This is a genomic window from Curtobacterium sp. Arg-1 (genome assembly GCF_025643395.1).
Classification (GTDB): Bacteria; Actinomycetota; Actinomycetes; order Actinomycetales; family Microbacteriaceae; genus Curtobacterium; species Curtobacterium poinsettiae.
In genome coordinates this window covers 1,066,337-1,091,569 of record NZ_CP095731.1, presented here as the reverse complement: position 1 = coordinate 1,091,569, position 25,233 = coordinate 1,066,337, and the positions used below count along the sequence as shown (strand labels likewise).

The 25,233-nt window shown below is 71.3% G+C and carries 22 protein-coding genes; 6 read left to right on the top strand and 16 right to left on the bottom strand.

The features are described from left to right. Positions 1-483 precede the first annotated feature (483 nt). On the top strand, positions 484-840 hold the full coding sequence (locus tag MXD64_RS05235; RefSeq protein WP_263137217.1) for a hypothetical protein: 357 nt from the start codon (positions 484-486) through the stop codon (positions 838-840). 59 nt (positions 841-899) lie between these two features. Here the strand turns inward: MXD64_RS05235 and MXD64_RS05230 are convergent, their stop codons facing one another. From MXD64_RS05230 to MXD64_RS05200, 6 genes are all read right to left on the bottom strand, one after another. Then, positions 900-1,190, bottom strand: a complete 291-nt coding sequence (locus tag MXD64_RS05230) for a DUF1905 domain-containing protein (RefSeq protein ID WP_263137216.1) — start codon at positions 1,188-1,190, stop codon at positions 900-902. A gap of 152 nt (positions 1,191-1,342) precedes the next feature. Further along, positions 1,343-5,293: an endo-beta-N-acetylglucosaminidase H gene (locus tag MXD64_RS05220; protein WP_317629854.1), complete on the bottom strand. Its 3,951-nt coding sequence runs from the start codon at positions 5,291-5,293 to the stop codon at positions 1,343-1,345. A 14-nt stretch (positions 5,294-5,307) separates the two neighbouring features. Then, positions 5,308-6,669, bottom strand: a complete 1,362-nt coding sequence (locus MXD64_RS05215) for a glycoside hydrolase 5 family protein (protein ID WP_263137215.1) — start codon at positions 6,667-6,669, stop codon at positions 5,308-5,310. Next, positions 6,669-7,655 (bottom strand): carbohydrate ABC transporter permease, encoded by a 987-nt coding sequence (locus MXD64_RS05210; RefSeq protein ID WP_262118508.1) that lies wholly within the window; start codon positions 7,653-7,655, stop codon positions 6,669-6,671. Before MXD64_RS05210 ends, MXD64_RS05215 begins: the two co-directional genes overlap by 1 nt. Next, complete coding sequence (locus MXD64_RS05205) at positions 7,652-8,530, bottom strand: carbohydrate ABC transporter permease (RefSeq protein WP_017886011.1); 879 nt, start codon at positions 8,528-8,530, stop codon at positions 7,652-7,654. Before MXD64_RS05205 ends, MXD64_RS05210 begins: the two co-directional genes overlap by 4 nt. A 33-nt stretch (positions 8,531-8,563) precedes the next feature. Beyond that, positions 8,564-9,838 carry an ABC transporter substrate-binding protein gene (locus MXD64_RS05200; protein ID WP_214533260.1) on the bottom strand — a complete coding sequence of 425 codons (1,275 nt, stop codon included), beginning with the start codon at positions 9,836-9,838 and terminating at the stop codon, positions 8,564-8,566. A 118-nt stretch (positions 9,839-9,956) separates the two neighbouring features. Here MXD64_RS05200 and MXD64_RS05195 point away from each other — a divergent pair, with 118 nt between their 5' ends. Continuing rightward, complete coding sequence (locus tag MXD64_RS05195) at positions 9,957-10,988, top strand: LacI family DNA-binding transcriptional regulator (RefSeq protein WP_263137214.1); 1,032 nt, start codon at positions 9,957-9,959, stop codon at positions 10,986-10,988. Between the two features lie 262 nt (positions 10,989-11,250). Here MXD64_RS05195 and MXD64_RS05190 read toward each other — a convergent pair whose 3' ends face one another. Beyond that, a complete protein-coding gene (locus MXD64_RS05190) occupies positions 11,251-11,946 on the bottom strand; it encodes a helix-turn-helix domain-containing protein (protein WP_263137213.1) in 696 nt (231 codons plus the stop codon). A 132-nt stretch (positions 11,947-12,078) separates the two neighbouring features. Here MXD64_RS05190 and MXD64_RS05185 point away from each other — a divergent pair, with 132 nt between their 5' ends. Genes MXD64_RS05185 through MXD64_RS05175 form a run of 3 tightly spaced genes read left to right on the top strand, consistent with a single transcriptional unit; the run spans position 12,079 to position 15,235 of the window. Beyond that, the gene (locus tag MXD64_RS05185; RefSeq protein ID WP_042538527.1) at positions 12,079-13,662 is read left to right on the top strand and encodes a sensor histidine kinase; all 1,584 of its coding nucleotides are present in this window, start codon (positions 12,079-12,081) and stop codon (positions 13,660-13,662) included. A 39-nt stretch (positions 13,663-13,701) separates the two neighbouring features. Next, positions 13,702-14,364: a response regulator transcription factor gene (locus tag MXD64_RS05180; RefSeq protein ID WP_027464682.1), complete on the top strand. Its 663-nt coding sequence runs from the start codon at positions 13,702-13,704 to the stop codon at positions 14,362-14,364. Between the two features lie 13 nt (positions 14,365-14,377). After that, the gene (locus tag MXD64_RS05175; protein ID WP_056071412.1) at positions 14,378-15,235 is read left to right on the top strand and encodes an EamA family transporter; all 858 of its coding nucleotides are present in this window, start codon (positions 14,378-14,380) and stop codon (positions 15,233-15,235) included. A gap of 67 nt (positions 15,236-15,302) precedes the next feature. On the opposite strand, the gene MXD64_RS05170 is transcribed toward MXD64_RS05175, so the two are convergent. After that, a complete protein-coding gene (locus MXD64_RS05170) occupies positions 15,303-15,455 on the bottom strand; it encodes a hypothetical protein (RefSeq protein ID WP_017886018.1) in 153 nt (50 codons plus the stop codon). A 101-nt stretch (positions 15,456-15,556) separates the two neighbouring features. Then, complete coding sequence (locus MXD64_RS05165; protein ID WP_017886019.1) at positions 15,557-15,886, bottom strand: hypothetical protein; 330 nt, start codon at positions 15,884-15,886, stop codon at positions 15,557-15,559. Positions 15,887-16,033: 147 nt separating this feature from the next. On the opposite strand from MXD64_RS05165, the gene MXD64_RS05160 reads away from it, so the two are divergent. After that, a complete protein-coding gene (locus tag MXD64_RS05160) occupies positions 16,034-16,615 on the top strand; it encodes a hypothetical protein (protein ID WP_259552056.1) in 582 nt (193 codons plus the stop codon). Between the two features lie 18 nt (positions 16,616-16,633). On the opposite strand, the gene MXD64_RS05155 is transcribed toward MXD64_RS05160, so the two are convergent. The 7 genes from MXD64_RS05155 to MXD64_RS05125 all read right to left on the bottom strand — a co-directional run bounded on the left by MXD64_RS05155 (position 16,634) and on the right by MXD64_RS05125 (position 25,167). Further along, positions 16,634-18,295: a dipeptide ABC transporter ATP-binding protein gene (locus MXD64_RS05155; RefSeq protein WP_263137212.1), complete on the bottom strand. Its 1,662-nt coding sequence runs from the start codon at positions 18,293-18,295 to the stop codon at positions 16,634-16,636. After that, complete coding sequence (locus MXD64_RS05150) at positions 18,292-18,873, bottom strand: GbsR/MarR family transcriptional regulator (protein ID WP_042538535.1); 582 nt, start codon at positions 18,871-18,873, stop codon at positions 18,292-18,294. Before MXD64_RS05150 ends, MXD64_RS05155 begins: the two co-directional genes overlap by 4 nt. After that, positions 18,870-20,279: a beta-lactamase family protein gene (locus MXD64_RS05145; RefSeq protein ID WP_263137211.1), complete on the bottom strand. Its 1,410-nt coding sequence runs from the start codon at positions 20,277-20,279 to the stop codon at positions 18,870-18,872. The genes MXD64_RS05150 and MXD64_RS05145 overlap by 4 nt, the downstream gene beginning before the upstream one ends. 70 nt (positions 20,280-20,349) lie before the next feature. Then, complete coding sequence (locus MXD64_RS05140; RefSeq protein ID WP_017886024.1) at positions 20,350-21,240, bottom strand: ABC transporter permease; 891 nt, start codon at positions 21,238-21,240, stop codon at positions 20,350-20,352. Beyond that, complete coding sequence (locus MXD64_RS05135) at positions 21,237-22,178, bottom strand: ABC transporter permease (protein WP_017886025.1); 942 nt, start codon at positions 22,176-22,178, stop codon at positions 21,237-21,239. Before MXD64_RS05135 ends, MXD64_RS05140 begins: the two co-directional genes overlap by 4 nt. Next, complete coding sequence (locus MXD64_RS05130) at positions 22,178-23,572, bottom strand: M14 family zinc carboxypeptidase (protein WP_263137210.1); 1,395 nt, start codon at positions 23,570-23,572, stop codon at positions 22,178-22,180. The genes MXD64_RS05135 and MXD64_RS05130 overlap by 1 nt, the downstream gene beginning before the upstream one ends. An 8-nt stretch (positions 23,573-23,580) precedes the next feature. Next, entirely contained in the window at positions 23,581-25,167 is a 1,587-nt protein-coding gene (locus MXD64_RS05125; protein ID WP_040418899.1) for a peptide ABC transporter substrate-binding protein, read from the bottom strand. Positions 25,168-25,233 lie beyond the last annotated feature (66 nt).

Genomic DNA, 25,233 nt, shown 5'->3' with positions numbered 1-25,233 from the left:
CCGCGCCCCGCCGCGGACTGCCGAGGGGTACCAACTCGACCCGATTCAGCCCCTCTCGATCCCCGCCGACTCGGGCTCTAACGGACTGTGGCGGTCGAGGGCGGTTCGCCCCGGCTCAGCACGTGGGTGCCGGGCGGACGTTCTTCCAAACTGGCCACGCGGGTTCGATCCCCGTCATCCCCTCTCTTCTTCCCCTGTCTGCCGTCGCCGCACGGTGCGGTGTTCTTCAGCCCGCACACGGTGGGTTGCTCGGTGCGAGGTCGTTCTGGCGCTCGGAGCGATCAACCCCGCACGCAGCGAACACGCGCGCACCGTGCATCTCGGCACCACCCTGAACTGGGGATGAGGCGGCGGAGCTGTTTCCGCGACACTTGAGCGGTCCTCGTCATACCAAGGAGCTCAGTGCCGAACCCCCGCCAGACCACAAGCCCGCGTACGCCACGTCCCCGTCGACGCGTACCGATCATCACGTGGATCGGCATCGTGGGAACCGCCGTCCTCGCACTCGCCGGCTTCGCATCGAGCGGAGTCTGGGGGATGCTGATGATGATCGCGCTCGTGGTCCTGCCCACGACGCTCTACGCCGTCGCCTTCCGCCGCTCGACGTGGCTCCGGATCCCGAGGAAGCGCGCTACCGCCGCGATCGGTGCCGGCATCGCTCTCGCCGCACTGATCGGCTCCACCTCCGCCTACGGTGCGACCCACCCGTTGCCGGACACACCGGCACAGGTCGCCGCCGCGACGACTCCGAGCAGCCCGTTCGTGCGAGCTGATACTTCAGATGCACAAGGTACCAGGGGCAAAGAGCCCGACAGCGACGGCGAGGGCAGCTGGCGATAGCTGTGGGAAGGTCTCGCGATCGACGGACCTGTGGAGGACTGACGGTCGGTGGCTCTCCGTCAGGGGCCGCCGAGTTCGAGCGTGATCTGCGGGGCCTCGCCGACCTCCACGCGAGCACGGCGACGCTCGGCAGCACGGAGGGGCACGAGGTACCCGCCGTCCTTCGGGAACAAGGAGGTGGTCCAGGTGACGGCGCCGATCGTCACCCGGGCGGGGATCACACCCCACCCGTAGGTGAGCATCGGCGCGAGGTCGGCGATGACCTCGGCGGCGTCCGGCGGCACGACGGCGAAGAAGAACGGCGACGGCCCGCGCCACTCGACGACCTCACCGCGGAACTCGAGCGCCATGCGGCGATCGTACGGCCGCGCCCCTCGCACGGTGCGAGGTCGACGGAACTCCGTGCGAGGTTCCACACTCGGTGCGACGGCCGGTGGCTCGCACCGAGTGCGGAACCTCGCACCAGGCCGAGCCCCCAGCCGCCGCCGTCAGGACGCGAGCGTCAGCGGTACGACGCGGCCTGCCCGTACAGCTTCTGCGTCAGGGCGGAGACGTAGGCGGACTTGTCGCCTCCCGGCAGGTTGTACGTCATGAAGACGCCGTACCCGTCGGCCTTGGTGCGCGAGGCGAGTGACACCGCCGTCGACTGCGAGGTGTTCTGGATGTCCACCGCGGCAGCCGACAACCGGGACTTGTCGAGCCCCGGGATCGACGGCGCCGAGTACGTGCCGTAGTAGGGGTTCCAGGCGTAGTCGAGCTTCGAGCCGATGGTGCTGCTCGACTGCGACAGCGAGGACGACGCCGGGCCGATGTCGTAGAACGAGATGAGCTTGCCGGGCATCTGGGCACGCAGCGCGGTGATGAGCCAACCGATGGACTGCTGGTTCGGCTGCGGGGTGCCGTTCGCGCCGTAATCGGAGTACTCGTCGTCGAGGTCGACCCCGTCGAGGCCGTACTTCGACACGGTGGCGGCGATCTGGGACGCGAAGTCCGAGGCGGCCGCCTGGGTCGGGAAGTTGGCGATGCCCGCGCCCTGGTGGTTGCCGAGGACCGACAGCGACACCTTGATGCCCTTCGCCTGCAGCGGCTTGATCTGCGTCGCGGCGTTGTCGAGGGTCGCCTGCACCTTGTCGTTGTTGACCAGGACGGCCTTGGAGCCGTTCCAGTTGATGTTCGCCGCGAAGATGATCGCGACGTCGAAGGCGTTCGCCCCACCGGACAGCGTGTACCGGCCGACGTTGGCGAGCTGGTCGTTGTTGACCTCGACGTACGCGATGCTCGTCGGCCCGGACTTGGTTCCGGCGGCAGCGCCGATGGCAGTCGCGGCGGCCGCACCGGGCGCGGCCGTCGCTGCGGACGGCACGAGCGGTGCCGTCACCATCGCGGCGATGGCCGCCACGATCCCGAACTTCATGGACTTCTTCATGTCATTCCTCCTTGAATGGGTCGGTCGTTCAGTTGCGCGGGAAGCGGAAGGTGCGGACCTCGTACGCGTCGACAGCGAACGAGGAGACGTCGATTTCGGCCAGCGGCTCTTCGAGCAGGGTGACCTCGGCAGCCGGACCGAACGGCCCGTCCACCGCGACCCCCCGGTCCCCCGCTGCCCGGACGGCTCGTAGACGCGCACGACCAGGTCACCGGACCGGTCGTCGGCGAGCTTGACGCTCGACAGCACGACGTCGCCGGAGACCTGCACCAGCGGGTCGAAGCCGTGCGCCCCGGTGATCGTCCGCGCGCCCGCGTTCATCCGCATGCCGGCCGACGTGGCGCCGAGCTGGTCGGTGCCGATGACGATGCCGTAGCGGTGCGTCTGCACGCCCTGGTCGGTCTCGGGGTCCGGGAACCGGGGTGCCCGCAGCAGCGACAGCCGCACGGTGGTGGTGACGTGCCCGTCGACGGCGTCGCGCGTGGTGTCGAAGCCGTGGATCGAGTCGTTCACGAGCGCGACCCCGAAGCCCGGTTCGGACACCAGCACGTAGCGGTGCATGGAGGTCTCGAACTTGGCGGCCTCCCACGAGGTGTTCGTGTGCGTCACCCGCTTCTGCGCGCCGAACTGCGTCTCGGCGACGGTGTGCTCGGCGCGGACGTCGAGCGGGAACGCCACCTTGAGGAACTTCTCGGTCTCGTGCCAGTCGGTCACCTGGTCGAACTCCAGGGTGCGGGACCCGGGCGCCAGGACGATCTCCTGCGTCACCGTCGAGTCGCCGAACGCCCGGGACACGACGACCCGTGCGACCCCGGACTCGTCGACCGACGCGGTCAGCCCGGTGGTCGCCACGAGGTCCTCGACGCGGTTGCGGTAGTACCGGTCGACGTCCCATGCGTCCCACATGTTCGGGAAGTCCTGGTGCAGCTGCAGCAGGTTCGCCGCCTGGCCGGCCGCGATCGCCTCGCGTCCGCTCGCCAGGTCGACGGCGCTCGTCACGAGCCCCTGCGCGTCGACGACGACCCGCACCAGCTCGTTCGCCAGCACGTACCCGCCGTCCTGCTCGGTCAGGGACACGGCGGTCGCCGCCGCCACGTCGGTCGCCACGACGGCACCCTGCGCGGGTGCACCGGCCTGGAGGAACGGGGCCGGGTTCACGACGACGGCCGCGTCCCCGGTGCCGGCGAGCGCCGAGAGCGCCCGGTCGATGATCGCGGTCAGCGCCGCGGCCGTCTCGGCGTAGCGCTCGACCGCTTCGCGGTGCACCCATGCGATCGAGGTGCCCGGCAGGATGTCGTGGAACTGCTGGAGCAGGACCTGCTGCCACAGGGCGTCGAGTTCGTCGTACGGGTGGGTGAAGTCGGTGCGGGCGGCGGCGGTCGCGGCCCAGAGCTCGGCCTCGATGAGCAGCTGCTCGCACCGGCGGTTGCCCTGCTTCGTGCCGTGCTGGCTGGTCAGTGTGGCGCGGTGCAGCTCGAGGTACAGCTCCCCCACCCACACGGGCGGGTCGGGCAGCTCGGACTTCGCCCGGTCGAAGAACGTGTCGGGGTGCTCCCAACGGACCTTCGCGCTGCCCTCGAGGTCGGCCAGCCGTGCGGCGGTGCCGGTCATCTCGCGGGTGGTACCACCGCCGCCGTCGCCCCAGCCGACGGGGGCGATCGAGCCGGTGGCGAGCCGGTTCTCACGGAACTGGCGGGAGGCCTTGGCGACCTCGCTGCCGGACAACCGCGAGTTGTAGGTGTCCATCGACGGGAAGTGCGAGAACACCCGTGACCCGTCGATGCCCTCCCACAGGAACGTGTGGTGCGGGAACTTGTTCACCTGGTTCCACGAGATCTTCTGCGTGAAGAACCACTCGAAGCCCGCGCGGCGCATGAGCTGCGGCAGCGCCGGCGAGTACCCGAAGCTGTCCGGCAGCCAGACGCCCTTGGGCCGGATGCCGAACTCGCGCTCGAAGAACCGCTGGCCCTGCGAGAACTGCCGCACGATGCTCTCGCCGGTCGGCATCACGGTGTCGGACTCGACCCACATGCCGCCGATCGGCAGGAACCGGCCGGCTTCGACCGCGGCCTTGACGCGGGCGTAGACCTCGGGGCGGTGCTCCTTGATCCACGCGTACTGCTGCGCACTCGACATGCCGTACAGGAAGTCGTCGGTCTGGTCGATGAGCTCGGTCATGGTCGACGTGGTGCGCGCGACCTTGCGGATGGTCTCGCGCACGGGCCAGAGCCACGCGGAGTCGATGTGGGCGTGCCCGACGGCCGAGATCGTGTGCGCCGAGGCCTCGGCGGGAGCGGCGAGCACGTCAGCGAGCGCCGCGCGGGCGTCGGACGCGGTCTCCGGGATGTCCTGCAGGTCGAGCGCGTCGAGGGCGTCGTCGAGGGCCTGCAGGATCCGCATGCGTCGGGGTCCCGCGGGCAGCTCGGCCTGCAGTTCGAGCAGGACGTCGATGTCGAGGGCGAGTTCGTGCACCTCGGACTCGAAGACGGCGAGCTCCATCCGGCGGGTGGCGTAGAGGCGCTTCGAGGACGAGGTCTGCACGTCGCCCTCCTGCGTCGGCAGGAAGGGGTGGTAGTCGAGCAGGACGGGGTTCGACGCGGCCTCGACGAACAGGTCGACGGTCTCGCCGCCCTCGGCCCGCTCGGTGACCAGGACCCACTGGTTGCGTGGGTTGATCGACTTCACGGGGGTGCCGTCGGCCAGGTACACGAGCCCCTCGCACTGGAACCCGGGCATGTTCTTGTCGAAGCCGAGGTCGATCACGGCCTCCACCCGGCGCCCGGCCCACTCGGTCGGCACGGTCCCGGTCAGCCGGAACCACGTCGTGCCCCAGGCCGCGCCCCACGGGGTGCCGACCTCGTAGGGCTCGAACGTGAGCGCGAGTCCCTCGGCGGGGGCGATCGGCTCACCGGGGAGCTCGTGCCAGGCAACGTCGAGCGGCGTCGCCGTGGCGTGCACCGCGGGGGTGATCCGCTCGTCGAGCACCCGTCGGGCGCGTCCGGTGGTGAGGGGGATGTCGTCGTGCATGGGGCCTTCCGGGGTCAGGGCGTGGTCGCGGGGTGGGCGACGCGGACGGTGGTGGTGTCGAGGTCAGACGGCACGTCGACGCAGCGGTCGATGCCACGGTCGGCCAGCAGTGCCGTGTCGGACAGTCGGGAGCGCAGGACGACCTGGGGGCCGCGGCCGTCCGGCGCGGCCTCGGCCAGCGCGAGCCAGGCGGCGGCGAACCGCCCGCCGGGGGCGCAGTCGGCGCGGGTGCCGTGGTGGTCGGTGCCGTCGGTCAGCACGTCGTCGAGGACGAGTGCGGTGGCCGGCGGTGCTGCGGGGGCGTCGCGGGTGTGCTCGGCACGGGCGAGGGCGGCGAACGCCTCGCCGACGGGCTTCAGGCGTCCGTCGTTCGTGAACAGCCCGAGGTCGTACTCGAGCTCGGGGAAGTCGGCGAGGGACCGCGCGACGTCGTGGGAGCACCACCACGTCACCCCGAGCACGTGCTGCGCGTCGAGGAGGTGCCGGATGGTCTGCTCGGTGAACGCGGCGGCGTCGGCGGGGTCGACGACGTTGGTGGGGGCGCCGACCTCCTGCAGCCAGTTCGGCCGGGCGGCGTCGCGGTTCCAGGCCGCGGCGAGCTGGAGCAGGTACTCCCCGTGCCGCACCGACCCGGGCCCGAGGGCGCCGTGCAGGGCCGCCGAGCCGTTGAACACCCACGAGTGCGTGACCGTTGCGTCGCCGTGGTCCGCCGCGTGCTCGGGGCCGAAGGGCTGGGCGTCGTCGTACCAGGCCGCGTCGTACTGCGCGACGGTGACCAGGGGCCCGGGACGCGACCCGGTGGCGGACGGGACCGACGAGGCGGCGCCGAGCCGCGCCTCCAGACCAGATCCCAGCCCCGCTCGCGCCGCCGCGACCATCGCCGCCGCCCACGCGTGCCCCTGCTCCGCCGAGACGGCGTGCGGCGCGGGGTGCGGCGCGTGCGCGAACTGGTTGACCTCGTTGCCGATGGTGATGCCGAGCAGGTTCGGCTTGTCGGCGACCGCTCCGGCGAGCGCCCGGACGTACGCGGCGGTCGAGGCGACCACGTCCGGGTCGGTGAACATGTTGCGGCGGTGCCAGCTGTCCAGCCACGACGGCACGAAGTCGAAGCTCGACAGGTGCCCCTGCAGGGCGTCCACGTTGACGTCGAGCCCGAACGAGCCGGCGAGGTCGACGACCGTCGCGACGTCGTCGAGGGCCTGCTGCCGGATGAGGGTCCGGTTGGGCTGGACGACCGGCCAGAGGGGGAAGATCCGCACGTGGTCGGCGCCGAGCGACGCGATGGCCTCGAGGTCCCTGGCGGTGTCCGACGGCGAGAAGTCCAGCCACGAGTGGAACCAGCCGACCGCGGGCGTGTAGTTGACCCCGAACCGCATCAGCCCTTCACACCGCCCTCTTCGACGCCCTTGAAGAAGAAGCGCTGCAGGACGGCGAAGATCACGGCGATCGGGATGAACGCGATCATGGTGCCGGCCGCGATCATCCGCTGGTCGGTGGCGAACGTGCCCTGCAGGTACTGCAACCCGACGGTCAGGGTGAGGTTCTCGGGCGACTGCAGCACGATGAGCGGCCACAGGAAGTCGTCCCACGCCCCGATGAACGAGAAGATCGCGATGACGGCGATCGTCCCCTGCACGGCGGGCAGCGAGATGTAGCGCAGCCGCTGCAGGGCGTTCGCACCGTCCATCACCGCGGCCTGGTCGATCTCCTCGGGGATCTGCCGGAACGCGTTGAACATCAGCAGGACGTTGAGCGCCGCGATCATGCCGGGCAGGGCGACGCCGACCAGGTTGTCGGCGAGGCCGAGGTCCTTCACGGTGACGAACTGCGAGATGATCGTCGCTTCGCCGGGCAGCACCAGGGTGCCGAGGAACAGGCCGAGCACGAGCTTCCGGTGCCGCCATTGCAGACGGGCGAGGGCGAAGCCGGCCAGGGTCGCGAACACGATGTTGCCGAGCACGTCGATCGCGGCGACGAGCAGGGAGTTGCCGATGTACCGCCACACCGGGATCGCGGCGGCGACCTTCAGGTAGTTCTCGATGGTCGGTTCGGACGGGATGAACGACGGGTTCGCCGTGTAGATGTCCTCACCGGCGCCCTTGAGCGACGTGGACAGCTGCCACAGGAACGGGCCGATCGTGATGAAGAGCACCACGATGAGCAGGACGTAGCGGACGACCTTCTCGCGGGTGGACATGACGCCCCAGACCGCGCGGCGCCGCTTGCGTCCGTCGTGTCCGCCTCGTCCGTTCTGCCTGGAGGCCCGTCCCGCGCCCGTCGCGCCGGTCACGTCCGGCGTCGGGCTGGCGGCGCCCTGCGCGCCGCCGATGACGGGTTCGGTCGTGCTGGTGGTGTTCGTCACTTGTCCGCCTTGCTGTTCATCCGGGCGAGGGCGAGCATCGGCACGAGCGTCACGACGAAGAGCAGGAGGCTCAGTGCGGACGCGTAGCCGAGGTTGCCGGTGAAGCCGCGGGCGTACTGCTGGATGAGCATGACGAGCGAGTTGTCCTGCCCGCCGGGCCCGCCGGTGCCGTTGGTGAGGATGTAGAGCTCGCTGAACACCCGGAGCGCAGAGACGCACACCAGGATCCCGACGAGCGTCATGGTGCCGCGGACCCCGGGCATCGTGACCGACCAGAAACGTCGGACCGCGCCGGCGCCGTCGAGGGCGGCGGCTTCGTGCAGGTCCTTGCCGACGTTCCCGAGGGCGGCCAGGAAGATGATCATGTAGTAGCCGAGCCCCTTCCACACCGTCAGGCTGATGGCGCTGAGGAGCAGCAGCCACCGGTCGGTCAGGAACGGGACGCTGCCCTGCACGACGCCGAGGGCCTGCGCCATCTCGTTGATGACACCGCGGTCGTCGAGGATCCACGTCCAGATGAGCCCGACGACCACCGCGGACGCGATGACCGGCGTGTAGAACGCGGTGCGGAAGAACGCGATCCCGGGCAGCTTCTGCTGCACGAGCACCGCGATGAGGAGCGGGAGGACCGTCAGCAGCGGCAGGCACACCGCCATGTAGATGACGCTGTTGAGCAGCGCCTCCCACACCTGCGGGTCGGCGAGCAGGGTCTCGAAGTTCTTGACCCCCACCCACTGGCTGACGCCGCCGAGCGGGCTGGCGTTCGTGAACGACAACCGGACCGTGTTGATCGATGGCCACAGGCTGAACGCGACGAGCCAGATCAGTGCCGGCAGGACGAGTAACCAGGGTGTGTACCAGCGGTTGGCGCGCATGGCGATCCTCCCTCTTCCTTCGTCGGGGCCGGATCAGCCGTTGGCCAGCAGGCTGTTCATCTTGGTCTGGGCGGTCTCGAGCGCCTGCTTCGGCGCCACCTGCCCCTTCATCGCGAGCGCGATCTGCTGGTCGAGGAAGTCCGTCATCGCGGAGTTCGCCTCGACCGGGTTGATGACCTTCGCCGACTTCAGGGCCTCGTTCGCCAGGACCCGGGCCTCGCCGTTCACGGTGCCGTCGTCCTTCGAGAAGTACGGGTCGGACTGCGACGACGTGGTGGACGGGAAGATGTTCACCTTGTGGGCGAACGCCTCCTGGTTCTCCGCGTTCGTCATGAACTTCGCGAAGGCCTCGGCGGTGGCGAGGTGCTTCGACTTGCTCGACACCGACAGGCCCTGCACGTAGAGCGGCGGGGTGTCGAGTGCGGGGCTGACGGTGACCTTCCCCTTGAGCGACGGGTTGTTCTTCTCGAAGTCGGCGAGCGAGGTGGCGCCACCGGTCGTCCAGGCGACCTTGGCCTGCGTGAACAGGGTGGAGTTGCCGAGGTAGTCGCTGTTCAGCACGTTGGAGGGCATGTAGCCGTCCTGGTACGCGTCCTTGTAGCGGTCGATCAGGTCGGCGGCCTTCGACGAGTCGGCGAAGGTGAACTTCGTGCCGTCGGCGTTGAGCACCTTGACGCCGGCGAGCGTGAAGTCGCCGAGGCCGGGCTTCCGGCTCATCAGGTAGTCGGTCGGGCAGTTGTCGTGCATGGTCTTCGCCTGCGTGAACAGCTCGTCGGTGGTCTTCGGCGGGTTCTCCGCGTCGAGGCCGCACTTGGCGAACATCGTCGAGTTCCAGTAGTTCACGTCGGTGTTGAGGTACCAGGGGTACCCGAACGTGCCGTCCACTCCCTTGTACTCGTACGAGTCCACCGCGCCGGCGACGTACGTGCTGGCGAGCTTCGAGTCGTCCTTCGCGACGTCCTGCAGGAACCCGCGCTTCGCGAGCGGCAGGGCGATGTCCGGCGGCAGGTTGATCACGTCGGGCAGGCTGTTCGACGAGGCCTGGCTGAGCACCTTGTCGGCGTACCCGTCGCCCGGCTGGTCCTGCAGCTTGACCTTGGCGTCCGGGTGAGCCTCCTCGAAGTCCTTGATGACCCCGTTGAGGTACCCCGTGTAGGTGGGCGTGAGTGCCCAGGTCTGCAGGGTGATGGTGCCGCTGATCTCGCCGCCGCCGTTGTCGGCCGCGTTCCCGCCGCTCGAGCAGCCGGTCAGGACGAGCGCCGTGGCGGCGGCCGTCGCGAGCAGCGCGGTGGCGCGGCCCCTCGTCATGCGTGTGGTGGTCCTCATGGCGTCTGACTCCCTCGTCATAACTGAACCGGTTCAGCAGCAGTCACCGAACCCGTGTGTGGCAGCCACTGTGGATGACTAAAGCGCTATAGTCAACCCCGTGGCCACCAAGCGTCGAACGACGATCGCCGACATCGCCGCGCGGGCCGGTGTGTCCATCAGCGCGGTGTCGTTCGCGTTGAACGACCGCCCCGGCGTCTCCGACGAGACCCGTCGCCGCGTGCGCGAGATCGCCCGCGAGCTCGACTGGCAACCGCACACCGCTGCCCGGGCGCTCGGCGGCGCGAAGGCCGGTTCCATCGGGTTCGTGCTGAACCGTCCGGCCCGGACCCTGGGCACGGAGTCGTTCTTCGGCGACCTGATCTCCGGCATCCAACTCGGGCTCGCCGGCACCCACGTCGGCATGAACCTGCTCGTCGCGCGCGACGCCGAGGAGGAACTCGAGACCTACCGGGACTGGTGGCGAGGCCACCGTGTCGACGGCGTGATCGTGATCGACCCCCGTCGCGACGATGCCCGGCTCGCCCTGCTCGCCGACCTCGGCATGCCCACCGTCGTCGTCGGCTCGCACCCTTCCCCCGACGGCGCCGCCCCCACGGTCTGGATCGACGACTCGGACGCCACCGACACCGTCCTGCGGTACCTGCACGCGCTCGGGCACCGGCGCATCGCCCACGTCGCCGGGCGGCCCGAGTTCGAGCACACCGCGATGCGCATGGACCGGCTGCGCGCCTTCGCCGCAGACGAAGGGCTCGACGACACGGTGTCCGTACCGACCGACTACTCCGCCGAGGCCGGCGCGAGCGCCACCCGGACCCTGCTGTCCCGGAGCATCCGGCCGACCGCGATCGTCTACGACAACGACGTGCTCGCCGTCGCCGGGCTGGGCGTGGCGAGCGAGATGGGCGTCGCGGTGCCCGGGGACGTCTCGATCGTGTCCTTCGACGACTCGGCGATGATCCGGCTCGTCCGCCCCGCGATCACCTCGCTCACCCGCGACACCGTCGAGCTCGGACAGCGTGCGGCGACCCTGCTGCGCGCGCAGATCGACGCCAGCGCCCCGCTCCCCTCACGCCCGGGTCCCTCGCTCACCCTGAGCGTCCGCGAGTCGACCGGCCGCGCCCCCACCTGACCCGCACCGGACGTCGGCGCCGACGACTCGCTCCCGCCGCCGCCGCGCCCCCACCTGACCCGCTCCCGCTGCCGCCGCGCCCGCCGCAGCTCCCGAAGCGCGGCGCGGCTGCCTGCACCTGGCGCGCACGCACCGCACTGCGCCGACGCGGGACGACGTGGTCTTCTCCGCGCCGTGACGGTTCTGGTTCACGAAACCCGAGGATCGCGAACCAGAACCGTCATCGACGCGGAGCGGAACCTCCTTCTCCCACGGGCAACGGTCACCGGTGGTTCGTCGGGGGCCGGACCCGGTCGAGGGCCCGCCGCATGGACGACGTCGTGCTGAAGCCGAAGCGGGTCGCGACGTCGTCCGGGCGGTCGCCCCGCGTGAGCGCGCTCCGGACGGCGAGACTGCGGTACCAGCGGCCGAGCTGCGCGGGCGAGCATCCCGTCGCTGCGGCGCACCGGCGCTCGAGGGTGCGCTCCGACATGTCGATGTCGGCGAGGAGCGTCCGCACGGATGGTTGACCAGCCGGATCGAACAGGCGGTCGAGGATCCGCGCGAGACCGTTGTCGCCGAGCATCGGGGGCGGGTTGTCGCGGAGCACCGTCGTGACGACGAGCCGGGCGAGGGCCTGCTGCTGCGCGCCGTGCCACCTGCCGCCGTCGAGGTGCCCGACGTGGCGCAGCGCGAGGCCGACGTCGGGCGAGGGAGCGCCGGGCGGGCCGGTCGTCGCGACGGGTGGGAGCGCGAGGACCTCGTCGGCGAGCGGGCCGAGCGTTGCGGTGCCGGCGTCGACGATCGCGATGTCGTCTCCGCGCCGGATCCAGACGGAGCGGGACCGCGTCGCCACCCAGACGTGCGTGCCCGTCGGTTCGACGTCGAGCGTCCATGCCTCGTCGTCGGAGCGGACCTCGGCGCCCGGCCCGACCTGGAGCCCGACGGCGTCGATCAGTGCTCGGAGCGCATCACCCATCCGACGAGCGTGATCCACGGGCAGGACGCGCGGACGTGGAGCGGGCAACCTGTGGAAGAGGGGGGATAACCCCACCCGGGGTGGGGAGAGGGCAGGATGGGGGAACGGCTCCGCGATCGCGAGGCTGGATGCATGACCGACACCGACCGCCTCGACCAGGCGCGAACCGTCCCGCTGGACGACGTCACGCCTTCGCCCGACCAGGCCCAGACCGTCCCACTGGGCGAGTCCGTGCCCCCTGGAGCCACCAAGCCGATGCCCCAGTACCCGCGCCAGCACCAGCAGGACACCGGGGACACTCAGGGTGCCCGGCAGTCCCCGCCGGCGTCGTGGAGCGCCACCCCACGGGTCGGGTCCGGCCCGGTCGGCGGCCCCGGTTCGGGTCGTGGGTCCGGCATGACCGCTGGACAGTTCTACCGTGACGCGTGGAGGCGCCTGCCGCGGGACTTCGGCTACATGGCACTCACCGCCGTGCTGCTCTGCACGCTGTACTTCGCGTTCCCGGCGGCGGTCTTCGGCGGCGGCTTCCGCGACCTGTTCAACCCGTTCGTCCTGCTCATGTTCTTCATCGCGCTGTTCGTGGCGCGGTGGCTCGGCCAGTTCGAGAAGCTCCGCATGAGCTGGGCCGACCGACGCCCGATCCGCCCGGTGGACTGGACGCCCCGCTGGCAGCAGAACTGGTGGACCCGCACCGGCTCGGCAGTCGCCAACCCGCACTACTGGCTCTACCTGCTGCACGCCGCGGTCGTCTACCCGCTCGTCGCGGTCGCGACCGTCGGGACCGGTGCACTGCTGCTCGTCGGCTTCGCCTGGCCGATCGTCGTGGGCGGACTGTACTTCGCGAACAACGTCCGGGTCGGCTACTTCACGGACAGCGTCGGGTTCGTGACCGGCGTCGGTGCCCTCGGCCTGCTGTCGATGACCGCTTCGGTCGTGCTCTTCCCGCTCTGGGCCCGCGGGTCCGTCCTCGCGCACTACTGGGTCGACTTCGGCCTGCTGGGTGGCTTCCGGGCCGAGCAGCTCGAGCAGCGCGTCGCCGGCCTGCAGGCCTCCCGTGCCGGTGCCGTCACCGCCGAGGGGCAGGCGCTCCGCCAGATCGAGCGCGACCTGCACGACGGCCCACAGCAGCGGCTGGTGCGACTCCGCATGGACCTGTCCGCCGCCGAGCGCGCCTTCGAGAAGGACCCCGAGAAGGCCAAGCAGCTCATCGGTGAGGCATCCGAGCACGCCCAGGACGCCCTCGACGAACTGCGCGCACTGTCCCGCGGCTTCGCCCCGCCGATCCTGCTCGACCGCGGACTCGTCGCGGCGCTCGAGGCACTGGTCGCCCGCACCCCGATCCCGGTGGGCCTGGACGTCCGGCTGCCCGAGGGCCTGGAGCTCGCCACGGAGATCCAGCGCAACGTGTACTTCACGGTGAGCGAACTCCTGACGAACACGATGAAGCACGCCGGCGCCACCACCGCCGGGGTGTACCTCGGCCTGGTCGTCGACGCCTCGGGTCTCTGGTACCTGACGGTCAGCGTCACCGACGACGGCCGGGGTGGCGCACGACCGCAGCAGGGCCACGGGATCGAGGGCCTGATCGGCCGCATGCGGGCCCTCGACGGCGACCTGGTCGTCTCGAGCCCCGAGGGCGGCCCGACCGAGGCCACCGCCCGGATCCCCCTCGGAGCCCTGAACGGCGTGCCGACGGCGGCGAACCAGCGGTCGTGACCCCACGGGGGCGCCCGCGCTCCCACTAGGCTGGTCGGCATGACAGACGGCCCGGATGCAGCACGCATCCGGGCCGTCGTCGTCGACGACGCCGTCCTGCTGCGCGAGGGCCTGGCCCGCGTGCTCGACGAGGCCGGCATCGACGTCATCGGGCAGTACTCCGACGCCCGGGCCTTCCTGGCGACCCTGCCCGAGGGTGCGCCGGACGTCGTGGTGATGGACGTGCGGATGCCGCCGACCTTCACCGACGAAGGGGTCCGCGCCGCCGTCGAGACCCGCCGGATCGCGCCACGGACGGGTGTGCTCCTGCTCTCCCAGTACGTCGAGGCCACCTACGCCGAGGACGTCCTGGCCGCCGGTGCGACCGGCATCGGCTACCTGCTCAAGGACCGTGTCACCCGGCTCGAGGAGATCGACGACGCCGTCCGCCGCATCGCCGCCGGAGGCACCGTGCTCGACCCCGAGGTCGTCACGCAGCTGATGAGCCGCCGCCGCGACCCGCTCGCCGCGCTCACCCCGCGCGAGCGTGACGTGCTCGGGCTGATGGCCGAGGGCCGCACGAACGCCGCGATCGCCCGCGCCCTGGTGATCGGCACCGGCGCCGTCGAGAAGCACGTGTCGAGCATCTTCGGCAAGCTCGCGCTCGAGGACACCGGAGAGGACCACCGCCGTGTCCTCGCCGTCCTCGCCTACCTCGGATGAGCCGAGCCCTGTGATGAACCGGGTCCCCGCGCCCCTGCTGGCCCTCACCGCGATGGTGTCCGTCCAGCTCGGCGCCGCGATCGCGAAGACCCACTTCGACGACGTCGGTGCGGTTGGGGCCGCCACGCTCCGGCTCGTCATCGGTGCCGTCGTCCTCGCCCTGGTGGTCCGTCCCCGCGTCCGGCACTGGACGCGGGCGCAGTGGCTCGGTGCGATCGGGCTCGGCTTGGCGCTCGGCGGCATGAACGTCTTCATCTACCTGTCGTTCGCGAGCATCCCGATCGGTGTCGCCGTGACGATCGAGTTCCTCGGGCCGCTCGCCCTGTCGCTCGTGCACACCCGGCGCTGGCGTGATGCCCTGTGGGCCGTGCTGGCGCTCGCGGGGGTCGTGCTGCTCGGCGTCGGCCCGACCGCCGTGACCGAGGTGGGCGGGGTCGTCTGGGCGGTCCTCGCGGCCGGCTGCTGGGCGGGCTACATCGTGATGAACCGGCACGTCGGCGCCGCGATCCCCGGTGTCGACGGGCTCGTCGTGTCGATGGTGGTCGCGATGCTCGTGTCGTTGCCGTTCGGGCTCCGGTCCGCGGTCGACGGTGTCGTGCGCGAACCGGCGCTCCTGCTCGTCTTCGGTGCCGTCGCCGTGCTGTCCAGCGTGCTGCCGTACGCCCTCGAGATGCTCGCGCTCCGCCGGATGCCGACACGGGTGTTCGGGGTGCTGCAGAGCCTCGGCCCGGCGATCGCCGCCCTGGCCGGCCTGGTGGTGCTGGCCGAGGGGCTGTCGGTGCTCGAGACGGTCGCCCTGGCGTGCGTCACCGCCGCGAGCGTCGGCGTGACGCTGTCGGCGCGTCGCCGACGTGGCGGACCGGTGGGGTGAACGAAGAGGAGGCCCGGATCACGTCCGCCGACGGCGGTGCGTGATCCGGGCCTCCTGAGAAGTCCGTCTACTCGTCGCGCAGGAAGTCTGCGTACGTGGGTTCCGACTGCTCACCCGACAGCAGGGCCGGATCGTTGATCCGACGCTCGACGTAGGCGCTGATGACCTCGGGCGGGGTGAGCACGTGGGCGACCCAGGACGGCACCGCTGCGTTCTTCATGGTGCCTCCTTCGTGAGCACGGGTCCGGACCGAATGCCTCGATCAGTGAGTTACTTGCTGAACCCGTGTTCGCTAAACCATCCTCGGGGTGTGGGCGGAAGTCAACGCAGTGCGTTCTGCGGACTCCGGTTCGCGCTGTCCCGGTCGGCACGGAGCGTGCGGTGCTTCACCGCGGAACGCCACACCCACGCCTCGGCCTGCTGCCCGAACTGCGCCCACTCCACGAGCACGGCGTCGCGGGTCCAGCTCTTCGCGAAGGCCTTCACCCGAACGTGGAAGGTCGGGAACTGGATCCACGCCCAGACCGGCTTCGGGGTGACGGCGTGGCAGACGTCGTCGCCGCGGGCGTCCTCGGACAGGGAGTAGGCGCGCGGACGCTCGACCTCCGGGTGTTCCGGGGGCTGCCACCGGTTCTCGCGACGCCGTCCCACGACGGTATTCGAACGTGTGTTCGAACAGCCGTCAAGTCGACCGCGCCGTCTGGACGACGACCCGGTGCCCGACGGGCGTGTCGCCAGGGGCGCCGAACCGCGGGGAACGTGTTCCGCTGGCGCCGCCCCGGGGCATAGGGTGCGGGCATGCAGAGCAGCACGGGGGTACGGGTGGTGTCGGCGGCCGCGGTGGTGGCGGCGCTGGTGTTCGGAGCGGCCGGACTGGTCGGGACGGTCTGGTTGGCGCCCTGGGACCTGCCCCGCGGGCTGCTCCTCGGCGCCACGGTCGTCGGGGGCATCGCCGCCGCCGTCGTGCTCGTCGCCGCGGTGCGTGCTCGGGACCGCCGGGCGCTCACGTTCGCGGTGTCCGTGCTCGCGTTCGCGCTCGTGTCGCTGGTTCCCGGACTGTTGATCGACGTGTTCCTCGTCGTCGCGCAGGCGGCGCTCGTGGCCTTCGGCGTCGTCACGGTCCGGAGCGAACCGGGTGCGCAGCGGGCCTTCGGCTGGATCGTCACGGTGGCGGCTGCGGCGTGGTTCGTCACCGCGCTGCTGTCGAACACCGTGCTCCTCACGGCACTCCCGCAGGAGTCCCTCGGCGTCGCCTTCGCGGTCCCGGGCCTGCTGCAGACCGTCGCGTACCTGGCCGCCGCGGTGCTCGTCGCCGTGCCGCTGCTGCGCCCGGTGGGCCGCGGCGTCGGCGTGCTGTGGGCCTCGGCCGAGGTGCGCTGACCCGGACTCCCGCCCGCCTCAGCCCGCGCGGGCAGCCAGACGCTCGGAACGCCGTCGTGCCTGCTCCCCGGGGTCCGGCACCGGGGCAGCCTGGATGAGCCGTCGTGTGTACGGGTCCTGCGGCGAGCGCAGGATGGCGTCGCGCGTTCCCTGTTCGGCGACCCGGCCCCCGTGCAGCACGACGACCCGGTCGCACAGCGTGTCGACCACGGCCAGGTCGTGGGTGACGAACAGGCACGCGAACCCGAGGCGCTCCTGCAGCTCGCGGAACACGTCGAGCACGCGGGCCTGCACCGACACGTCGAGTGCGCTCGTCGGCTCGTCGGCGATCAGGAGCGCGGGGTCGAGCGCCACCGCGCGGGCGATCGCGACGCGTTGCCGTTGGCCGCCGGAGAGTTCGTGCGGGTAGCGCTCGGCGTACCCGCCGTCGAGACCGACGTCGGCGAGGAGCCGCTCGACCCGTTCCTCGACCTGCACCGCCGGCAGCCGGAGGATCTGGCGGAGCGGCTCGGCGACGGTCTGCCCGACGGTGTACCGGGGGTTGAGCGACCGGAGTGGGTTCTGGAACACCACGCCGACGTGCTGGCGCATCTGCCGTCGGGCGGCTCGTCGTGCGCCGGCGACGTCGGTGCCCTCGACGACCACCGAGCCCGAGGTGATCGGCGCGAGGCCGACCGCGGCCCGGCCGATGGTGGTCTTGCCGCTGCCGGACTCCCCCACCAGGCCGACGATCTCGCCACGGCCGACGGTGAACGACACGTCGTCGACGGCACGGAACCGGCCCCGCAGGGCGCCGCCGTACTCGACCACGAGGTGCCGGACGTCCAGGACGGCGGCCGGGGGCTCCGTGGCGGAGCCGAGCCGGGCCTCCAGACCGGACCCGGTGCCCATGCGCGGGACCGCAGCGAGGAGTTCCCGCGTGTACTCGGCGGACGGTGCGGCGAAGACCGCCTCGGCGGTGCCGGTCTCGACGACGCGGCCGCGGCGCATCACGACCACGCGGTCGGCGAGGTCCGCGACGACACCCATGTCGTGGGTGATGAGCAGGATCGCGGTGCCGGTGCGTTCACGCAGCGCGCGGAGGACGTCGAGCACCTCGGCCTGCACGGTGACGTCGAGGGCGGTCGTCGGCTCGTCCGCGATGAGCAGGTCCGGGCCCGCGGCGAGCGCCATCGCGATCATCACGCGCTGGGCCTGCCCGCCGGAGAGTTCGTGCGGGTACTGGCCCAGGCGGCGTTCGGGTTCGGGGACCTCCACGGCGCGGAGCAGCTCGAGCGAGCGTTCCCGGACGGCGGCGCGGTCGTGCGGGCCGTCGGTGCGTCGGACCGCCTCGGCGAGCTGGAACCCGATGGTGAACACCGGGTTCAGGGCCGCGGACGGGTCCTGGAAGACCATCGACACGCTGCGGCCCCGGACCGACCGGAGGGTGCGCTCGTCGGCGCCGACGACCTCGAGGTCGCCGAGCCGGATGCTCCCCGAGGCACGGGCGCCGTCGGGGGCGATGCCCATCGCGGTCATCGCCGTCATGCTCTTGCCGGAGCCGGACTCCCCCACGACGGCGACGACCTCGCCCCGGGCGACGGTGAACGAGGCGTCGTCGACGGCACGGACGACCTCGCCGTCGACGTCGAAGGTGACGGTGAGGTGCTCGACGGTCAGGACGTCGGTGGTGCCGCTCATGGGGTCTCCGGGGGGTCGGTGTCGTCGCGGGCGGCCTTGAAGGCCTCCCACTCCTCGAGCATCTTGCGGTGGTAGCCCTGCAGCCACTGCATGTAGTCGCGGCCGTTGAGCAGACGTTCGCGGACCTCGGCGTCCACGTCGCCCGTGCCGGTGCGGCCGGCCCCCTCGACGACGGCGAGCCCGCGGCCGATGATGTCGCGCTGCCGGTCGAGGTACTTCCGTTCGCTGGCGAGCCAGGAGCCCCAGACGTCGGCCTCGGCACGGAAGTAGTGGCTGCGCTCGCCGGGGACGATGTGGCGCTTCACGAAGCCGGAGTCGACGAGCCGTCGGGTGGCCATCGACACCGACCCCGAGCTGGCGCCGAGCGCTGCCTGCAGGTCGGACGACGACGAGTGCGGTGCGCGGGTCATCATCAGGTAGCCGAGCACCCGGGCGTCGGTGAGGGGCATGCCCGCGCCGTCGTTGAGCATCAGGGCGAACTCCTCGACGAAGGCCTGGCGCTCCGGTCCGAGCAGCCGGTCGTCGTCGGCGTCGGTGCCGACACCGTCGGTGCCGTCGGTGCCCCGGTCGTCGGTCACGAGGCCAGTCCGGCGGCCACCTCGGGTCGTTCGTCCGGGATCGACCACGGCTCCTGGGACATGCCGCCACCGCCACGGATCGCCCGCACGGTGCCGTCGTCGTCGCGGGTGTAGGTGATGTCCTCGTCGACGGAGCCGAAGCGGTTGCCGTGGGTCATCCGCAGGGTGTCGGCGTCGACGACCTCGAGCCGGGTGGGGGTGTCCATCGGCTCGGGGCCGGACGGGTCGACCTCGACGAGCCGGTCACCGATCCGGGCGACGTCGGTGACACCCCACGGGTTCGCGAAGCGTCCGGTGAACGTGGTGGTGTCGACGTCGTCGGGCACCGGGGTCCCCGGGGCGTCGGTGTCGGCCGCGGCGTCGAGCATGGCGATGACCGCGGTGGCGATGACCGTCGCGGGTCCGGCGGCGGCGCTGGTCAGCACGGACACGACGAGCCCGGACGCCGGGTCGAACATCGACTGGGTGATGTGGCCGGGGAACCCGCCGGAGTGGCCGCGGATCTCGCGTCCGCCGATCCGGTCGACGATGAACCCGGCGCCGTAGCCGCGGGCCGCGGGGTCGTCGGTGGCGCTCCAGGCCTTCCGCTGTGCGAGGCGCTTGGAGTGGTCGTCGAGCAGGGTGCCCTGCCCGATCACGTGCTGCGAGAAGTAGCGGACCAGGTCGGACGCGGTGCCGTGGAACCCGGTGGCGGCGGCCATCGCGCGGGTGTCGACGTGGTCGATGCGCTGCCGGTGCCGCGCGGTGTGGAACCCGGTGTACCCGACCACGAAGTCGTCGGCGCGTGCGGGGTCCCAGTCGGGGCCGGTGTTCCGCAGGCCCAGGGGTTCGGTGATCGACTCGCGCACGAAGTCGTTGTACGACTGCCCGGACACCGCGGCGATGACGAGGCCGAGCAGGGAGTAGCCGAGGTTCGAGTAGTTGAACGACGAGCCGGTCGGTACCTTCTGGCCCCGGTCGAGCACGAGCGCCAGGAGTTCCTGCCCGTCGGGGAACGGGCGGAGCAGGGACCAGTAGTCGCCGTCGTGTCCGTCGCGGATGACGCCGGCCCCCATCTCCATCAGCTCGCGCAGGGTGGCGTCGGCGAGCGGGGAGCCACCGTCGACCAGCGCCGGGACGTACGTGCCGACGGCGTCGTCGAGGCGGAGCGACCCGCGCTCGGCGAGCTGCAGCACGGCCGTCGCGGTGAACGTCTTCGAGTGCGAGGCGATGCGGAACAGGTCGGTGGTGGTCAGGCGGCGCCCGGCCTCGACGTCGGCGTAGCCCCAGGCCTCGTCGAACAGGACCTCGCCGCCGAAGCCGACGGCGACCTGCACGCCGGGCACCCGCAGCTGCCACACCTTGTACGACACCCACTCACGGATGTAGGGCAGGGTCTTCCGGTAGGCGGAGAGGGTGTCGGTCACGGTGGTCCTTTCGAGGGGCGGTGGTTCGAGTCTGGCGCGTCGATCGCTGCGGCGTCCGCCGCGACGCACGTCAGCGCCGACGTGGGTCGAGCGCGGCGCGCAGCGTGTCGCCGAGCGCGATGACGGCGAGCACGGTCACGGCGAGGAACGCCGCCGGCGCGATGAGCATGTGTGGGGCACGGAGGAACTGCGACGTCGCCGCGGACAGCTGCAGCCCCCACGAGATCGCCGGACGCTCCAGCCCGATGCCGAGGTAGGTCAGCGACGACTCGGACACGATGACCCCGCCGACGGTGATGGTGGCGAGCACGAGCAGCGGCGAGATCGACGACGGCAGCACGTACCGGGTGGTGATCCGCCACGTCGACAGCCCCATCGTCCGGGCGGCGAGCACGAACTCGGCGCCCCGGACGCTGCGGACGCTCGACCGCACGAGCCGCGCCATCGTCGGCCACCCGAACAGGGCGAGCACGAGCGACACGGTGAGCACCGACCGCTCCCCCACGCTGTTCAGCACGACGACGGCGCCGAGCAGGAACGGGAACCCGAGGAACACGTCGGTGAGCCGGGCGAGGACGGCGTCGACCCACCCGCCGACCATGCCCGCGACGGTCCCGACGACGACCGCGACCATGCCGGCGAGCAGGGTCGTGAGCACCGCGACGGCGATCGACGACCGGGTGCCCCAGATGACGTTCGCGTACACGTCGCAGCCCTGCAGGTCGAAGCCGAACGGGTGCCCGGCGCTCGCTGACGCCCCGCTCCGGCCGAGGTCGCACACCCGCGGGTCGCCGTGGCCGAACAGTCCGGCGAAGAGCTGCGGGAACGCCGCGATGAGCAGGACCACCACGAGCACCGACGCGGGCACCCAGAACCCCGGCGTCCGTGCGGCGGCGAGCAGTGGCCGACGCCGGACCCCGACGACGGGTTCGACGGTGGCGCCGAGGGCTTCGGTGGTCATCGGGAGGCTCCTGTCCGGACGCGCGGGTCGAGGGCGGCGTGCAGCAGGTCGACGAGCACGCTCGTGACGAGGAACACCAGGATGAGGGCGGTCGAGATGCCGACGACGACGGCACCCTCGTGCGAGCGGATGCCCTGGAACAGCAGGTTCCCGACGCCCGGCAGGTTGAAGATGCCCTCGATGATGACCGTGCCGCCCATCAGGTACCCGAGGTCGGTCGCCAGGTAGGTGGCGGTGGGGATGAGCGAGTTCCGCAGCACGTGCACACCGACGATCCGACCCGGGGCGAGCCCCTTGGCTCGGGCCGTCCGCACGTAGTCGGCGTCGAGCGTCTCGATCATCGACGTCCGGGTGAGCCGGGACACCGCGGCCAGGCCGAACAGGGCGATCACGAACGCCGGCAGGACGTACGCGGTCGGCCACCCGGCGGTGACGCCCGCGACCGGGAACCAGTCCAGCCGCACCGAGAACACCAGCTGCAGGGCCACGCCGAGCACGAACACGGGGACCGCCCCGACGACGATGGTGCCGACGAGCACCGTCTTGTCGAGCACCGTGCCGCGCTTGAGCGCCGAGACCACGCCGAGTCCGATGCCCAGGACGATCTCGAGCGCCCACGCGCTGAGCGCCAGCGTGATCGTCACCGGCCAGCGCGAGGCCATCTGCTCGCCGACGGACTGCCCGTTGAAGTCGGTGCCGAAGTCACCCCGGAACAGGCCGCCCAGGTACTGCACGTACTGCAGCCACAGCGGCTGGTCCAGGTGGTACTCCGCCCGCAGCGCCCGCACGACCGAGTCGGTCAGGGGGCGCTCGCCGCCGAGGGCCTTGATCGGGTCGCCGGGCAGCACGAACGTCATCGCGTAGATGAGGAAGGTCACCCCGAGGAACACGATGACCAGGCCGCCGAGCCGGCGACCGACGGCGAGCGTCGGACGCATCACGCGCCTCCCGACACGGCCGCCGACACCGGACGGGAGGCACGGGTCGGGTCCGCCACGTGGCTCGCGCAGGCGAGGATCGCCCCGTACTGCACGCCCACGAGCTTCCCCACCGGGATCGGCTCGGCACCCGTCGACGCGTCCGCCTGCCAGTGCGCGTACCGCTCGGCCAGGCGGTCGCGGAGCCGCCGGAGCGGCGCGGACGCCGTGCCGGCGGTCGTCTCCGCCTCGACGGCGCGCAGGAGCATGCCGCCGTAGCGCAGGCGGAAGCAGCGGACCAGGTCCTCGCAGCCGAAGCGCTCCGCGACGGTGGCCGTCCGGTCCGCCGGTTCCCGTTCGGCGCGGCGGCGGTCGGTGTCCGCCATCCCGGCGAGCAACGGCACGAACGCCCGGGAGGCCTCGACGAACGGCGACGGGATCGAGAGCATCGGCGACGCCTCGTCGAGGAACGCCTGCAGTTCCGCACCCGAGGCGCCGAGCTCGTCCGCGCACCGGCGCAGCAGGTCGGCGTACGACTCGTCGGTCGCGGTCTGGTCGTCGGCGTCGGGGTGGCTCCAGTACGGCAGCTCGGCCACCATGCAGAGGGCCCCGTGCCGCATCGCCCACGCCGCGCTCGACCCGCCGTGGATGTGCTCACCCGGGTCGACACCGAGCTCCTCGAGGTAGGCGTACGCCGTCTCGATGCCGTCCATCGCGAACACCGCCGGTGCGAGCTCCCGCAGGTACGGGGACTCCGGCTCCCCGGTGTCGAGCGGCAGCCCGAGGGCGGCGGGCACCGCGTGCAGGGTGTCGACGACGTCGGGCAGGTCCTCGGACAGGTAGTAGTAGACGCCGCCCATCTCGCCGTTGTGCAGGCTCACGAGCAGCTCCGGCTCGGTGTCGTCGATGAGCCGCATGAACGCGAGCGTCTCGGGCAGCACCTGGTCGAAGTACACCGACCTGTAGCTGTTCGGGAACGTCCACTCGACCTGGCTGTCCGGGGCCGGCCGGTAGAAGTGGCGCGAGTAGAACACCCGGTCGTGCGGGTCGTGGAACCACGCCTCGTTGAGCCGCATGCCGTCCGGGTCGATCGTCGGGACGATGTGCCAGGTGACGTCGAGCGCCTGCACCCGCTCGTCACCGAGGGCCGTCTCGGCGAGGTGCAGCGCCGTCCACGAACCGATCGGCTCGTTCGGGTGCACCCCGCCGACCACGACGGCCGCGTGCGACCCGGTGCCGATGCGGTAGCTGTGCAGGGGTTCGCCGAGGCGGCTCGTGCCGATCCGGGTGACCGTGACCCGGTCGGGGTGCGCCGCGGCGAGCGCGGCGAACCGGGCGTGCAGGTCGTCGACGAGCGGGAAGCCGTCGTGGTCGGGGACGTCGCGGACCAGGTCGAGGACGGTGTGCTGCTCCATGCTCCGCCCTACTTCACGGCGATCTGCGCGATCACGGGGCTGCCCGCCACCGCCGGCAGCTTCGCGATCTTGTCGCTCGTGACGTACGAGTACTTGTCGAAGAAGGTCGGGACGATCGGGAAGTCCTCGAGGACGGCCTGCTGCGTCTTCGTGTAGTACCCGTTCGCCTCGTCCTGGGACCCGGCGGAGTCGGCCTTCGCGAGCAGCGAGTCGACGTCGTCGGACTGGTAGTACCCGGTGCACGGGGAGCACCCGCCGGCCGTGGTGAACAGCGCGCGGAGCGTGTTCTGCTGGCTGATGTAGAGCGCGCCCCAGTGCCCGAAGTGCGGGCCGGCGACCTTCTTGTCCGTGAGCTCCGAGTAGTACGACGCCCAGTCGGTGGTGGCCTTCGCCTCGGCGTCGACGCCCAGGTTCTGCCGGATCTGGTTGGCGTACGCCTCGTACAGGGAGTCGAGGCCGGAACCGCCCGGGTAGACGAGCGTCATGGTGCCGTCGAACCCGCCGGCACCGGCGAGGAGCTTCTTCGCCGCCGCCGGGTCGAACTCGCAGGCGTCGCCGCAGATGCCCTCCTCGGTGCCGGACATCGACGGCGGGGTCAGTGCGGTGGCCGGTTCGTACAGACCGCCGTAGATGGCGTCGTTCACCTGGTCACGGTCGATCGACATCGAGATCGCGCGGCGCACGTCGGGGTCGGAGTACCGGTCGTCCCACAGCGGGAAGCCGAGGTAGTCGATGCCGGGGGCGTCGAAGGAGTGCAGGCGGTCGCCGAAGTCGGCCTTCGCGCTCGTCATCTTGTCGGTCGGCAGGAACAGCACGTCGGCGTTGCCGGCAAGGACGTCGGTGTACGCGGTGTTCATGTCGGAGTAGCTGCGGAAGGTCACCTCGTCGGTGGCGGGCTTCGTGCCCTCGTAGTCCTTCCAGGCCGTGACGGTGAACTCCTGGTCCGCCTTCCATGCCTTCGTCATCTCGTACGGGCCGTTGCCGATCGGCTTCTCGTCGTACGCCTTCAGGTCGTCGTAGGCGGCCTCGGGCATCGGGTAGAACGCGGTCTGGGCCTGGCTGAGCTGCAGCGGGAACTGGCTGTCCGCGTGGGTGAGCGTGACCGTGAAGGTGTCCTTGCCGGTGACCTTGAGCCCCGACATCTCCTTGGTCTTCGGGGTGCCCTTCGCCGGGTTGAGGTCGGAGTACCCGACGATCCCGGCGAGCTGGCCGCTGTTCTCCCATGCGTTCGGGCCGTAGGCGACGTGGTTCCAGGCCTTCACGTAGCTCTCCGGCGTGACGGGCTCGCCGTTCTGGAACGTCCAGCCGTCCCGCAGCGTGATCGTCCACGTGGTGGCGTCGTCGCTCTCGACGCTCTTCGCCGCGACGTCGTGCAGGTCGCCGTCGGCGTCGGTCTGGGTCAGCGGTGCGAAGACGCTCATCACCTGGTCGAAGGCCACGGTCTGCCGGCCCGGGGTCAGGTGGTCGGGCTCGCCGGTCGCGTACACCAGGCTCGAGGGAGCGTCGTCGTCGGCCGTGCCGCCCGCCGAGCAGCCGGTCGCCACCAGGGCCAAGGTTGCCGCCGCGGCCAGCGCGGCGATCGTCCTGCGTCGCATGATCTCTCCTCGATCGGGTGCGGCCGGATCCCTGCCCGGTCGTCGTGGTGGGAAAGCTAGGACGGT